A 13,483-nucleotide genomic window follows, 5' to 3' on the forward strand; every position below is an offset into this window, starting at 1 on the left:
GGCCCCGGAATTTTTTGACGAACGTCAAGTCACCGCGCATGCGGAGGGATGATCCGGATATACGAGCGGCGCTCGTCACACAGGGCGTACACAGCACCGAAAATTCATTTACCGAATGATTTGGAACCGCTTGCACTCCGTGTGAAGATGTCCCTGCGCCGCTGACCTGCCGCGCGGCCTGCGGCGAGGACCCCCCCATCTCGTCAAGGTCGTCGCCGGGTCAGCGGCGTCTCGCATCTCCGTCGTCGGGCCGGCGTGATCTGCCTCCCATCGCCCGGCGACGAGTGCCTAAGCGGAGGCTTCGTCCATTACCGTGATGCCCATGACGACGATGAGCCGGGAAGCCGAGATCGCCTCCCACACCTCGCCCGGACGCGCCCGCCTCGAGCTGCTCATCATCGGTACGGCGGCGCTCGCGGTGTCGCTGTGTCAGTCGCTCCTGATCCCCATCCTCGGCATCCTCCCCCAGCAGATCCCCTCACACCCCTCCAGCGCCGCTGTCGAGTGGCTGCTGACCTCCACGCTGCTCGTCGGCGCCGTGGCGGTGCCGCTCTTCGGCCGGCTCGGCGACATGTTCGGCAAGCGGCTGATGCTGATGGTCGCCGTGCTGGCACTCGTCGTCGGCTCGGTGCTGTGCGGCGTCACCTCCGCGATGCCCCTCCTCATCCTCGGTCGCGCGATCCAGGGGGCGTCGATGGCGGCGATCCCGCTCGGCATCAGCCTGCTGGCCTCGCTCCTGCCGCGCGAGAAGGTCGGGCGCGCGATCGCGCTGATCAGCGCGATGCTGGGCGTCGGCGGCGCGCTCGCGCTGCCGATCGGCGGCTTCGTCGGCGAGCACGCCGACTTCCACTGGCTGTTCTGGATCACCGCGATCGTCGGCGGCCTCTCCTTGGGCGGCATCCTCCTGGTCGTCCCCGAGGCTCCCAGCCGCTCCCGAGGCCGGGTCGACGTCGTCGGCGCGGTCCTGCTGAGCGCGGCGCTCGTGGCACTGCTGCTGCCGCTCGCCCAGACCTCCACGTGGGGCTGGGGCTCGCCGAAGACGATCGGTCTGCTGGTGCTCGCCGTCGTCCTGCTCCTCGTCTTCGGGCTCGTCCAGACCCGCACCCGTGAGCCCCTGGTTGACCTGGCGGCGCTGCGGCGCAAGCCGATCGTGCTGACCAACACCGCCTCGGTCCTGTTCGGGTTCGCGCTGTTCGCGATGATGATCGGCACCGCGCAGTACGTCCAGGCTCCGAAGGAGAGCGGCTACGGCTTCGCCTCCTCGATCCTGGTCAGCGGCGTGTGCATGCTGCCCGCGGGCCTGATGATGCTGTTGCTCTCGAACGTCTCGGCGGCCATGATCCACCGCATCGGCGCTCCGCGGACGCTGGCGATCGGCGCCCTCGTCGTCGCCCTCGGCTGGGTGCTCCGCATCGCCCTGACCGGCCACCTGTGGGAGATCGTCGTGGGCACCGCCGTCATCGGCGTCGGCGTCGCGCTCGGGTACGCCGCGATGCCCACCCTGATCAACACGCACACGCCGGTCACCGAGCTGGCCGCCGCGAACGGGCTCAACTCGCTGGCCCGCTCACTGGGCACGTCGCTGGCCAGCGCGATCGGCGGCTCCGTCCTCGCCGGCCACGTCGTGGTCGCCACGATCGACGGCACGGCCGTCGGCTGGTCCACGCTGGGCGCCTACCGGGCGCTGTTCGCCGCCTGCATCGTCGCCTCGATGATCGCGGCCGGACTGGCGCTGCTGGTCCCCCGCCACGCCGACACTGACGCGATGCCCGAGCTCTGACGCCGAGACGTCACCTTTCGCGGGTCGAGTGTCCACCCACTCCGGCCACTCGACCCGCCGAAGGTGACCTCTCGACCGCGAACAGATCGCCCCCGGACCCAGCTGGGTCCGGGGGCGATCCGCTGTCTCAGTCAGCCACGTTCACTGGCTCACTTGGCGTGCACCTTGAAGGTCGAGCCGGTGAAGGCCTTGACCGAGCGCGTGCCCAGGAAGCTCAGGTGGAGCTTGTGCAGACCCTTGGTCTTCAGCTTGAACCTCAGCGTCGCCACGTTCTGGCTGGCGTTGCCCGAGGCGATCACCTTCTTGCCGTCGTAGAGCTTGACCGGACCCGCGACCGTGCCGGTCGCGGCGAAGAGGAACGAGGCCTTGATCTTCTTCTTGACCTTGACCTTCTTGTCCACGCCGACGACCCCGATCTTGGTGATCCGCGCGACGGTCGGAGCCGGGGACGTGGTCGTGCCGCCGCCGGTGGTCGTCTTGTCGGAGACGATGCGGGCCACGGTGCCGTTCTGGTTCAGCAGCACGCTGCGCTGCTGCGGCTTGGCGAAGTCGAGCATGCCGGTGATGGTGCCGGCGGTGGTGTCGAAGGAACCGCCACCGATCGGGTCCAGGCTCCAGTTGCTCTCAATGAACTTCACCACCGAGGCCTGGCTGGTCTGGGTGTGGTCGATGTAGTTCTGCTTCGAGTACGGCGAGATGACCAGGAAGGGCAGCCGCTGCGAGGGACCGCACCGGTCGGCGATGCCACCGATCGGGCTGTTCGCGTTGGCGGCCGTGTTGCAGACCTGGACGTCGTCGGAGGTGTTCGAGCCGTTGATGATCGTCGGCAGCTGGTGGTCGTACCACCCGTCGGAGTCGTCGTAGGCGATGACGATCGCGGTCGAGGACCACTCCGGCGAGAGCTCGATCTTGTTGATCTCGTCGGTGACGAAGCGCTGCTCGTCGACCGGGTCGGAGTAGCCCGGGTGGGCGTCCTCGTACTGCGCGGCCTTGAGGTAGGACACGGCCGGCAGCTGGTTGTTCGCCAGCGCCATGTCGAAGGCGCTCAGGTCGTACTGGTGGTTGGCGCCGGTCTTGGTGGTGTCGTTGGTCGGGTCGTTGGCACCGATCGCCACGCCCGGGGTGCCCGGGTAGTGGTGCGGGTTGGACGTCGACTTGTAGTACGCGAACGGGTTGTGGTGCGGCGAGTAGTCGATGTCGCTCGCGCCCGCGATGTTGGTGTGGGTGGAGTCGCACTTGGCGTAGCCGCTGCCGGTGTACTTGGTCGTCGGGGTGAAGCCACCCTGGAACCAGCCCCAGGTCACGCCCTTGGCGTTGAGCAGGTCGCCGATGTTCTTGCCGTTCATGCCGACCAGGTTGCTGGTGCCGGTGTGGTCGGCGTCGGCGCAGTCGTCGTAGACCGGGTCGGGGTCGCCGATGACGGTGCCGGTGTTGCCCGTGCTGGTCGCGGTGATCGCCGAGAAGCCGGAGGCGGAGACGGTGCCCGCGTTGGTCAGCGCCGTCGGGTTGGAGTCGTCACTGGTCGAGGAGTACGCCGTGGCGTTGCCGGTCTGGCCGGAGACGACGTTGAGCGCGCCGACGGTCGAGGGACCGAAGTTGTCCGCCCACGAGTTGTCGCTCATCGCGTAGTTCTGCGCGTAGTTCCATAGCCCGGTGACGGTGTTGCCGTCGAAGTAGCCCATGTTCGTCGGCGTGCTGCCGTTGATGGCGCAGCCGCTGGTGTTCTCCGGGAAGGTGCTCATCGGAACGCCGGTGTTGGTGGCGCCGTTGATGCCGCTGACCGCCTTCTGCTCCGGGGTGTAGTTGTGGTTCTGCGAGCAGGTCACGGCCTGGCTGTTGGTCAGCCGGAACGGCGCGGTGCTGTTCGGGTTCGTGCCGCCGTCGGTGGTCTTCTTCAGCAGCGAGGGGGTCTTGGCGTAGTTGTTCGACAGCGGCGTACCGGTGGCGGCAGTGAAGGGGACGCCGTCGGTGTTGGCCGCGTTCGGGTAGGTGCCGAAGTAGTGGTCGTAGGACTCGTTCTCGTCGAAGAGCACCACCACGTGCTTGATCGGGGTGGTGGTGTTGGCCGAGTTGTCGGCGGGGTCCGCCGTCGCCATCGAGACGTAGGTGAACGACGCTCCGACGAGCGCCGCGGCCGCGATGCCGAAGCCGGCGATCTTCGCCCGGCGGGAGCCGCGGACGATGGGATTCCTCATTCCCTGGGTTTCCTCTCTTGAGTGCATTCCTTGATCGAGGTCGGGTTCATGCGAACAGCCCCCGACCAAGCCAGTCGCCGCTGTCCCGGACGCCGGGAAGGGCGAAGTAGTAGCCGCCGCCGTACGGCGCGATGTAGTCCACGAGCGGCTCGTCGACCAAGCGCTTCTGGACGGTCACGAACTGCCGGTCGAGGTCGGCGTTGAACGCGGTGAAGATCAGGCCCATGTCGAGCTGGCCGTTGGCGTCGGTGCCGGCGTCGTAGTTGAACGAACGGCGCAGCATCTGCTGGTCGTCGGTCTTCCCGTTGCGGGGGTTGGCCAGCCGGATGTGCGCGGTGAAGGGGATGGCGTCGCCGGTGCTGTCGGTGGCGTACGCCGGCACGTCGAACTCGTGGGTGCCGGTCAGGGGTGCGCCGGTGACCCGGTCACGGCCGATCATCTGCTGCTGCTCCAGCAGGGAGACCCGGTCCCAGAACTCCACCAGCATCCGGATCACCCGCACCACGTGGTAGCTGCCGCCGGCGACCCAGGCGGGCTCGTCTCCCCCGGCCTTGGTCCAGACCAGCCGATCCATCAGCGCGCTGTCGGCGGTCGAGGGGTTGGCGGTGCCGTCCTTGAAGCCCAGCAGGTTGCGCGGGGTGCCACTGGGACGCGGCGGCGACATGAAGCCGTCCTTGCGCCAGCGCACCTGCAGTGCTCCGCGGGTCGAGCGCATGATCTGGCGCAACGCGTGGGTGACGGTGTCGACGTTGTCGGCGCACAGCTGCAGCAGCAGGTCGCCGTCGCAGACCGAACGGTCGAGGGAGTCGTTGGGGAACTCGTCCATCCGCCGCAGCCGCGCGGGCTTGAGCGCGCTGAGCCCGAAGCGGTCGTCGAACAGGCTGGCACCCACGCTGACGGTGGCGGTCAGAGCGTCGGCCGGGACGACCGGCCCGAGGATGCCGTCGTCGGCGGGGGTCGCACCGATCCCGTGGTCGGCGGGGATACCACCCTTGGTGAGGAACCTCGCTTGGTCGGTGAGCTCGCGCAACGCGGCCTGCAGCTCGTCCCGGTCGGCGGCGGTGACGTCGAAGGCGACGTAGGCGGCATGCCGCTGGACAGGGGTGAGGATGCCCTGCTGGTGCTCACCCTGGAAGGGGTACGCCGCGGCTGCCTTCGCCGTCCCCGACGCGGCCGTCGACGGGTCGACGGCCTGGGCCCGGCCGCTCGCCGTGGCGACCACCGCGGCGGTCGCCGCCACGCCGAGCGCGCCGCCCATCAGCCCGCGGCGGCTGAGCCCTGGCGACTCGGCGCGAGACTCCGGGAGCGCCTCATCGTGCTGGCTGCTGAAGGGGCAGGTCACTGATCGGTCCTTCGGGGCTCGGTGATGGCGGCGACCTCGGAGAGGTACTCGACGGTCTGCTCGAGATCGGCGTCGATCTCCTCGTGCTGGGCACGGGTCAGTCGCCCGAGCGGCGTCCAGGTGCCGCCGTGGTCGAAGCTGCGCACCAGCGCCTGCGAGCGCTGCAGCCACCGGTCGGTGACCGCCAGGTCGGGATCGCGCTGACCGAGCAGGGGGCGCAGCGGCTTGAGCGCCTGGCGTGTGCCGGTGAGGTTGGCGTCGACGGTGGCCAGGTTGGTGTGGCTGCCGCGGTCGGTGGACCCGGTCAGCTCGAACTGGACGGCGTTCTCCAGGATCTCGTGCGAGCGCAGTCCGATCGCCTGGGTGCCCATCTGGTCGGCCACCGTCGGGAACGCCCGCTGCAGTCGCTGGACGGCCCTCACCAAGGCTGCAGCCGGCTGCGTGATCCGAGCTGCCGGGGCGCCGCCCCACAGCAGCGCCTCGATCTGGTGGAAGCCGGCGTGATCGCCGTTGATGGCCGCGTCGTACGTGCCGAAGGCGTCGTAGGCGGCGCCCAGGGTCTCGTAGGTGCGATGGCCCGCCAGCCAGTCCTTCCTGGCAGCTCCGAGATCGCCCCTGCCGATGTCCGCGGCGAGGGCCCCCACCTGCCGGTGCAACACCGGCAGCCGGGTCTGGATCCACGCGGTGTAGGCCTGCGTCGCCGGCACCAGCTCGGCCGAGGAGACCGGCACCAACCCCGGCGTGGCAGCGGCGGGTGCCGCGCCGATGACGCCGTGCGCGGGGCCGGCGACCGGGTCACCGTCGTCGGGCAGGCAGTAGAACTGGTAGGTCCCGGGGGCCAGCGTCGTGCTCGCGCTGCGCGTCACCCCAGCGCCGAGGTTCTCCACCTCGAGGTAGACCTTCTGGCTGGCAGCGTCGCGCAGGTAGACCTCCTCGCCGCCGATCGAGTTGTTCCACAGCGCGAAGGTCTGCCGCCCGGCCCTTCCCCCCGTCCAGCCGGCGCCGCAGACGTCGGTCCCGACCGTGACGGGCGTGCCCTGCACCGACGCGTCGGCATGCGGCACCGGCCAGGTCGGTGCGCTGGGCCGGCGCACCAGGTAGAGGGTCAGCGCCACCGCGGCGATGAGGAGCACCGCGATGCCTGCGCGCACCCGCCGGGCTGCGAGGAGATCGCGCCACGTGGTCCCGCGCTCGACAGCGATCCGCGCGTCATCGGTGCTTGCCACGTTCCACCCTCCCTGCGCCGCTCGGCGCGGCGGTTGGAGTCTGGAATCGGCCGTCTACATCGCGGCTCCCTTTGCCCGACCAGTCGGTGAACGGAGGGCAGCCAACAGACCACGACCGCGCGGATCGCCCCGATCTCCAGGTTGTGATCAGGTCATGCCCAGGCTCCGGTCAGGTCGGGAGAGGCGATCGCCCCCAGATCCGGCGGACCTGGGGGCGATCGGGGCAGCGGTCGACGCTGCCGGTGGTGCTACTTCTTGACCTTGGCGGTCGGAGCGCTGAAGTTGCTCGCCTGCGCGCCGCCGAGGACGCCGGTCACCAGGACCTTGACCTTCTTGCCGGCGTACTTCTTGCTCAGCTTGAGCGAGGAGCCGTTGTGCACGGCCTTCTTGCCGACGTACCAGGTGGTGGTCAGCTTGGCGCCCTTGCTCCATGAGCCGGTGACGACCTTGAGCGTCTTGCCGACCTTGGCCTTGCCCTTGATCACCGGGGCGGTCGACGTGATGGAGGCCGCCGGTCCCGCGGGGCCGGCGGGACCGGCCGGACCCTGGGCGCCCGGTACGACGGACGTGGCCGCCGAGGTGACCGCCAACGGGTCGTAGTCGCCGAGCGTGCCGGTCGCCGTGACGGTGATCCGCTTGCCGCGCTCGTCGGCGGTGAGGGTGGCGGCGTTGCCGGTCGCGAACTCGACGCCGTCGGCCTTCCAGGAGTAGGCCACCGAGGTGCCGGTGGTGAACGCACCGGTGAGGTTCGCGGTCAGGGTCTGGCCGACGTCGGCCTTGCCGGAGATGGTGACCGCGCTCGGCGCGACGAACTGCGCGATGGTGACCTGGTCGACCAGCGAGCCCTTCGGGTGGGCCGTCGTCCAGGCGTTGTTGGCGGTGGCGTCGACGGGCGCGGCCGGCGTCGTCAGCACGCCGTTGGCGTCCTTGACCGCACCGGCCCAGGTGTTGCCGACGTTGCCGGCCCACGGCACGTTGCCGCGCTGGACCGCCGCGTTGGCGCTGGTGGTGGCGGTGTCACCGCTGCGGACGTCCTTGACGTTGATGCCGTCGGCGCCGAAGTTCACCTGCAGGTAGCTCTGCACGTGCTCCTGGTTCTCCACCGCGTTGGCCCAGTGGTTGGTGTGGCCCCCGCTGACGGCGCCGTTCGAGGCGGCCTGGGCCGCGCTCTCGGACTGGTCCGGGCCGTAGTCGCGGTTGTTGGCGGTGCCGGGCGCGGTCAGGTCGTAGTACTTCGAGCCGGAGGCCGAGTTGGCGGTCACGTAGATGACGCCCCCGGGGCCCGGAAGGATCGTGGTGCCGTCCGGGTTACCGGCCGCGTCGGACTGCTCGGCGGTCCACTGGCCGTTCGAGAGCTCGGCCGCCTCGCCGCTGCGCGCCCCGTTCTTGATCGTGTAGCTGCGCGAGTAGGAGTGGTCGTGCCCCTGCAACACCAGGTTGATCCCGAGCTGGGAGAACGCGGTGGTGAAGTCGGCGCGCCGCTGGGCGTTGTCGGCGTCGTTGGCGTGGTCGGCCGGCGAGTAGATCGAGTGGTGGTAGATGAGCACCTTGTACTTGGCGTCCGCACCGTGCGCGGCGACGACGTTCTTGATGTACGCCACGTGTGCCGGGTCACCGGTGAGCGTGCCACCGGTCGCCGCGTAGGAGTTGGAGTTGATGTCGATGAAGAGCACGTCGCGGTAGGTGAACCAGTAGTCGCCGCCGCTGACCGATGCCGGGTCACCGGAGTAGTACCGGGAGTCGTCGGTCAGGTTCGGCTGGGCGAGGTGCTGCTGGTAGGTCTTGGTGGCGACGTCGTGGTTGCCGATCGTGGAGGCCCACGGGATCTCGTCGCCGGTCGCGATGTCGGAGCCACCGCGGGCGAAGGGCCGCAGGAAGTTGTTCCACTGGTCCTCGAGCAGGTTCGCCGTTCCGCCCGGCACCGTGGAGCTGGTGCTGGTGGCGTCGATCTGGTCACCGCCGGAGAGGTACAGCTCGGAGTCGGTGTCGTGCGACTGTGCGAACTTCACGGTCTGGACCCAGCCGTCGCCGTCCAGGCTGTCCTGGCCCGACGCGCCGATCTGCGGGTCGCCGAAGAAGTCGGCCGAGAACCCGGAGTCGAAGGTCGAGGACTTGGTGGTGAAGGTGAAGGTCTGCGACCAGCCGCCAGCGGTGCTGCCCACCTTGTAGGAGTACTGCGTGTTGGCGGCGAGGCTCTTCAGCACCGCGTGGGCGTTGAACTCGGTGGTGGCCCCCTGGGTGTTGGCGACCGGCGTGACGTCGACCGACGTCGTGCCGGTGCCGGCAGCGAACGTGCTGGTCGGCCCGTAGACCAGCTGCTGGACGTCGCCGGTCTGGGAGTACCACGCCAGCGTGCGCTGGGAGGCGTCTGCACCGACGCCGAGGATGATGCCGTGGTCGTTGTTCGGGCCGGCCGCCTGGGCGGTCGTGCCCGAGACACCCAGGAAGACGGTGGCGCCGAGGCCGGCGACCGCCATCGCCGCGATGCCGCGGCGGACGAGGCCGGGGCGCTCGGCGAGAATGCTGAGTTTCATCAGTGATCCCGTTCTCTTCATGAAGTCGCGGTCAACGGACCGCGCCGCGAGGCTCTCGGGATCAGGTAAATGAGAGGGAAAGTTCATCGAGACGATGAACTAAGTCTGGCGTTCAGGTTCTCTCAGGTTCGCGCGTCGCCGCGGCGACAGGACCGCTGGGGCGGCTCAACTCAGCTGCGCGCCGTGGGCGACGTCCCACACCCGCTGCACGAACCAGAGCAGACCGAAGATCGCCACGACGGCGGCCACGGAGCCGCTGACCCACAGGCCGACGCGGGGCGAGCGGTGCCGGATGAGCGCCAGGATCGGGAAGATCAGGACGATCAGACCGATCTGCACCGACTCGATGCCGATGCTGAAGACCAGCAGGGACCACAGCAGCGTCCAGGACCAGGGGTTGTCGATGCCGAGCGCGCCGGCGAAGCCCATCCCGTGGATGAGGCCGAAGAAGAACACCACGCCGAGACGCAGATAGCCGGCACGGTCGAGGGCGAAGTGGCTGCGACTGGCGGTGATGATGTCGGTGGCATGGCTGCCACGACGCCACAACCGGACCAGGTGCCAGCCGGCCACGGCAGCGATGGAGAGCGCGATCAGCGGCTCGACCAGGTTCTCCGAGACGTGCACGATCCCCAGTGCGGTCAGCGCCAACGTGACCAGGTGCGCGATGGTGAAGGTGGTGGCGCCGAGCACGACCTCGCGCAATCGGCGCGAGCCGACGATGAGGGCGGCGAGGAAGAGCAGGTGGTCGATCCCGGTGAGCAGGTGGTGGGTGCCGAGCCGGTAGAACTCGCCGAAGCGCTGGCCGAAGCTCTGGTGGGTGGAGAACGACGTCTGGTCCATCTCCAGCGCGGCGCTGCCGTGGCGCATGTCGAGGTCGTAGGTGGCGATCGTGGTCGTGCCCTTGACGTAGCCCTCGTCGGCGTTGAAGAACGTCGTCGTGAAGTCGTGCACCGAGGCGTTCGGATCACAGGCGTAGTCGACGTCGACGAACGCGTACGGCACACCCTGGCGCATCTTGATGGTCGCGTCACTCACCGAGGTGGTGGTGCAGGCCTTTCCGCTCCCGGTGATGTGGAAGTGATCGGCGATGTACCTCAGCGTCGAGGACTTGTTGTCATCCATCGCCTTCGCCATGCCCGGCGCGTCACCGTCGTCCCAGGCCGGCTGGCCCGCGCGGTAGAGCGCGTCGTCGTGCTCGTAGTCGGCGACCGAGACCTCGAACAGGTCGTACTCCAGCCCGAGGTCGACCCGCACGACCCCTCGTTCGGGCGAGGTCATGTCGACGTACACGACCGAGGTGAGACCGTGCGCCTGCGAGGGGCCGGCGAGGGCGGTCAGCACGAACAGCAGCATCGCGACGGTCGTGAGCAGCAGGGCGACAGCGTCGCGGCAGCGGCCGTGGAGGAGACGGGACACGAGCGGACTTCCTTCCGGATCGCGCCGAGAGTCGCGGTGGCCGACGACCTGCGATCGACCTGGCGGTGAACCCGCGACGACCGGGATGTGACAGCTGTCGGTCGATACTCGAGCGGCTCTACCCATCAGGTAGGAATGGTCCGCACCGACGCCTCTCCTCCGTCACGAAGGACCCCGCATGGGCAACCGTTCCCGTCTCGGCATCGTCTCGGCGACGCTCGCTCTCCTCCCGACGCTGGCGGCGTGCTCGGGCTCGAGCACCACCGCCCCGGACGCGTCAGCGAGCACGTCACAGAGCACGTCAGCGAGCCCGTCGGCCAGCCCCACCGGCCTGTACGACGAGAACCTCTCGCACCACCCCACCACCTACGGGACGCTCGCCCCCGGCTTCGTCGCCACCGACTCCCCGCCGCCGCCCGAGGGCACCTTCACCCCCGCGCCGGGCTCGTGGAGCGAGGTACACCCACCGAAGGGCTACCGCGTGCAGCTGGTCGCCGCGGCCCACGACAGGCAGGCCGCCGTGACGGTGGCAGCAGTCCGATCCTGGGCGAGGGCCGAGTCGGTGGACCTGAGCGTGATCAAGGTGGCGAAGCCGGCCGACAACCTCCAGGACCTGAGCACGGCCATGAAGGCCGAGCCCGACCTGCTGGTCTCGGCCGGCGACAGCCTCGTCGACGCGATGGCACTGGTCACCGCCAGCGCCCCGGGCATCCGCTTCCTCATCCTCGGCGGCGAGCTCGCCGAGCCCACCCAGAACGTCACCGCCGTCGACTGGGCCGGCGCCTCCTACCGCGGCGAGGGCCTGGGCACTGCCCCCACCCACGACCCCGCCTCGTTCACCCCCGAGCGCACCGGGCGAGCCATCCGAGCGGGCGTGGCGGCTGTGCTGACCAACTGGGTCAACACCGTGGTCTGGCTCAGCTAGCAGCCGCCGCCCGCGGGTCGATCAGGATCTTCGCGTGCTCCCCCGCCTCGGCCAGATCCGCGAAGGCACCCGCCACGCCGTCGAGGCCGACGGTGCCGGTGATCAGCGGCGACGGGTCGACCTTCCCGGAGGCGATCCACTGCAGTGTCTGGTGGAACTCGGCAGGGTCGTAGCCGAACACGAAGCGCAGGTCGATCTCCTTGCCGATGGCGATCGAGGGACGGATGGTGTCCGGCTCCATGCACACGCCCACCACGATCACCCGCGAGCGCAGCGGCGCCGTGGCCACCATGGTGTCGATCATCCCTGGTACGCCGACGCACTCGAAGACGACCGGGCCCTTCGGCAGCTGACCGGTCCGCTCGGCCAGTCGCATGAGCCTCGCCCACGACGAGCCCGGCAGGCGGCGGGCCGCGCGCATGCTGCCCAGCGCGAGGTCGAAGAGCCCCTGGGCGCTGCGCAGGTGGCCGCGGCGCTCGCCGTACGCGTCGAAGGGGTCGGTCTCACGCGGGTCGACGACGACGTCGGCGCCGCACCGCTGCGCGAGCTCCCGCCGCCCCGGGGAGGGGTCGGAGGCGACGACCGTCCGCACCCCGGCCGCCTTGAGCAGCAGGATCACCGCCAGCCCGATCGGGCCGCAGCCGACGACGACCGCTACCTCGCGCCTGCCGATCTCGCTGCGGCGCACGGCGTGGTGCGCGACGGCGAGCGGCTCGACCAGGGCGGCGTGGTCGTCGCTCACCGCGTCCGGCACCGGGAAGGCGAACGCCTCCGAGACCAGCACCTGCTCGGCGTACCCTCCGGGCGCCTTGGCGGACAACCCGGTCAGCTGGACGCCGTCGCCGGTGCCGAGCATCGGCAGCGCCACCACCCGGGTGCCGGGCTTCCAGGCCCGCCGGGTCCCGGGGCCGTACGCCGTGACCGTCCCGACGAACTCGTGCCCCAGCACGACGGTGTCCCGCGAGCGGATGAAGTCGTTGTATCCCATCTGTGCCAGCGCGTCGGCGGTGACGTCGCCGTGCGTGCGGGCGTGCAGGTCCGAGCCGCAGATGCCGCAGCGCCGGACGTCGAGCAGGATCTGGCCGGGGCCGGGCTCGAGGTCAGGGACCTGCGCGACCTCGAGTCGGCCCTCGTGGGTGGTGACGGCTCTCACGGTGCCGAGTGTGTCAGGTGCGCGGTGCCGACGGTCGGATATCCGGCACAGCACGTCCCACCTGGCGTCGGGACGTGGCTAGATTGGCCGACATGCGCGTCCATCACCTCAACTGCGGGACCATGCGGCCGCCACTGACGCCGGCCCTGGTGGCCCACGTGCTGCTCGTGGAGACCGACACCGCCGGTCTGGTGCTGGTCGACACCGGCTTCGGCGTTGCCGACGTGGCTGACGCGGCCGGTCGGCTGGGGCCGGGGCGCCACCTGATCCGGCCGGTGCTCGAGCCGCGGGAGACGGCTCTGCACCAGGTCGAGGCGCTCGGCTTCGCGGCGGCGGACGTGCGCCACATCGTGCTGACGCACGGCGACAGCGACCACGTGGGCGGCCTGAGCGACTTCCCCCACGCCCGGGTGCACCTGACCATCGCCGAGGCCCGCGCCCTCCAGCGGCCGCTGACCCGGCTGGAGAAGGCGAGGTACGCCGCCGCGCAGCTCGCTCACGGCCCCCACCTCGTCGAGCACTCCCCCGTCGCCGGTGAGGCCTGGCGCGGCTTCCCCGCTGCCCGCGAGCTGACCGAGATCGGCACCGGGATCGTGCTGATCGGGCTGCCCGGACACACCCGCGGCCATGCAGCGGTGGCCGTCGATGCCGGCGATCACTGGGTACTGCACGCGGGTGACGCGTTCTACGACCAGCGACAGCTCACCGCAGCAGGGCGTGTCCCGCTGCCGTTGCGGCTCACCGAGCGCTGCTTCGCCCACGACTGGGCCCAGGTACGCCGCAACCACGAGCGGCTCTCGGAGCTGTGGTCGAGCCAGGATCCCGGCCTCCTCCTGGTCAACGCGCACGACCCGGCGCTGCTGCGGCACGCCCAGGGGCGCGCGCAGGGCCGCACGCAGGGGCGCTGAG

Annotated in this window: 9 protein-coding genes; 3 read left to right on the top strand and 6 right to left on the bottom strand. The window is 70.0% G+C overall.

All coding sequences use genetic code 11. From position 1 onward, the window contains the following. The first annotated feature begins 322 nt into the window (after positions 1 to 322). Positions 323 to 1,780 carry an MFS transporter gene (locus tag P5P86_RS14445; protein WP_280608147.1) on the top strand — a complete coding sequence of 486 codons (1,458 nt, stop codon included), beginning with the start codon at positions 323 to 325 and terminating at the stop codon, positions 1,778 to 1,780. 149 nt (positions 1,781 to 1,929) lie between these two features. On the opposite strand, the gene P5P86_RS14450 is transcribed toward P5P86_RS14445, so the two are convergent. The 5 genes from P5P86_RS14450 to P5P86_RS14470 form a co-directional block, all read right to left on the bottom strand. Then, the gene (locus P5P86_RS14450; RefSeq protein WP_280608148.1) at positions 1,930 to 3,975 is read right to left on the bottom strand and encodes a phospholipase C; all 2,046 of its coding nucleotides are present in this window, start codon (positions 3,973 to 3,975) and stop codon (positions 1,930 to 1,932) included. A 46-nt stretch (positions 3,976 to 4,021) separates the two neighbouring features. Then, positions 4,022 to 5,317, bottom strand: coding sequence for an iron uptake transporter deferrochelatase/peroxidase subunit (gene efeB / locus P5P86_RS14455; protein WP_280608149.1), 1,296 nt, complete (start codon positions 5,315 to 5,317; stop codon positions 4,022 to 4,024). Then, complete coding sequence (locus P5P86_RS14460; protein WP_280608150.1) at positions 5,314 to 6,543, bottom strand: imelysin family protein; 1,230 nt, start codon at positions 6,541 to 6,543, stop codon at positions 5,314 to 5,316. Before P5P86_RS14460 ends, efeB begins: the two co-directional genes overlap by 4 nt. 248 nt (positions 6,544 to 6,791) lie before the next feature. After that, positions 6,792 to 9,077, bottom strand: coding sequence for a purple acid phosphatase family protein (locus P5P86_RS14465; protein ID WP_280608151.1), 2,286 nt, complete (start codon positions 9,075 to 9,077; stop codon positions 6,792 to 6,794). Positions 9,078 to 9,242: 165 nt separating this feature from the next. After that, the gene (locus P5P86_RS14470; protein WP_280608152.1) at positions 9,243 to 10,496 is read right to left on the bottom strand and encodes a HupE/UreJ family protein; all 1,254 of its coding nucleotides are present in this window, start codon (positions 10,494 to 10,496) and stop codon (positions 9,243 to 9,245) included. 178 nt (positions 10,497 to 10,674) lie between these two features. Between P5P86_RS14470 and P5P86_RS14475 the strand changes: the two genes are divergently transcribed. Then, the gene (locus P5P86_RS14475) at positions 10,675 to 11,421 is read left to right on the top strand and encodes a type 1 periplasmic-binding domain-containing protein (protein ID WP_280608153.1); all 747 of its coding nucleotides are present in this window, start codon (positions 10,675 to 10,677) and stop codon (positions 11,419 to 11,421) included. On the opposite strand, the gene P5P86_RS14480 is transcribed toward P5P86_RS14475, so the two are convergent. Next, positions 11,414 to 12,574 (bottom strand): zinc-binding dehydrogenase, encoded by a 1,161-nt coding sequence (locus tag P5P86_RS14480; RefSeq protein ID WP_280608154.1) that lies wholly within the window; start codon positions 12,572 to 12,574, stop codon positions 11,414 to 11,416. The genes P5P86_RS14475 and P5P86_RS14480 overlap by 8 nt on opposite strands. Positions 12,575 to 12,666: 92 nt before the next feature. On the opposite strand from P5P86_RS14480, the gene P5P86_RS14485 reads away from it, so the two are divergent. Then, positions 12,667 to 13,482 (top strand): MBL fold metallo-hydrolase, encoded by an 816-nt coding sequence (locus P5P86_RS14485; RefSeq protein WP_280608155.1) that lies wholly within the window; start codon positions 12,667 to 12,669, stop codon positions 13,480 to 13,482. Position 13,483: the final 1 nt, after the last annotated feature.

The sequence above is a fragment of the Nocardioides sp. BP30 genome (genome assembly GCF_029873215.1).
GTDB lineage: Bacteria > Actinomycetota > Actinomycetes > Propionibacteriales > Nocardioidaceae > Nocardioides.

What these genes read in the sequence shown, in the direction of transcription:
- P5P86_RS14445 (WP_280608147.1), top strand. Translation starts at nt 323, where the DNA reads ATGACGACGATGAGCCGGGAAGCCGAGATCGCCTCCCACACCTCGCCC.
- P5P86_RS14450 (WP_280608148.1), bottom strand. Translation starts at nt 3,975, where the DNA reads ATGAGGAATCCCATCGTCCGCGGCTCCCGCCGGGCGAAGATCGCCGGC.
- P5P86_RS14465 (WP_280608151.1), bottom strand. Translation starts at nt 9,077, where the DNA reads ATGAAACTCAGCATTCTCGCCGAGCGCCCCGGCCTCGTCCGCCGCGGC.
- P5P86_RS14475 (WP_280608153.1), top strand. Translation starts at nt 10,675, where the DNA reads ATGGGCAACCGTTCCCGTCTCGGCATCGTCTCGGCGACGCTCGCTCTC.
- P5P86_RS14485 (WP_280608155.1), top strand. Translation starts at nt 12,667, where the DNA reads ATGCGCGTCCATCACCTCAACTGCGGGACCATGCGGCCGCCACTGACG.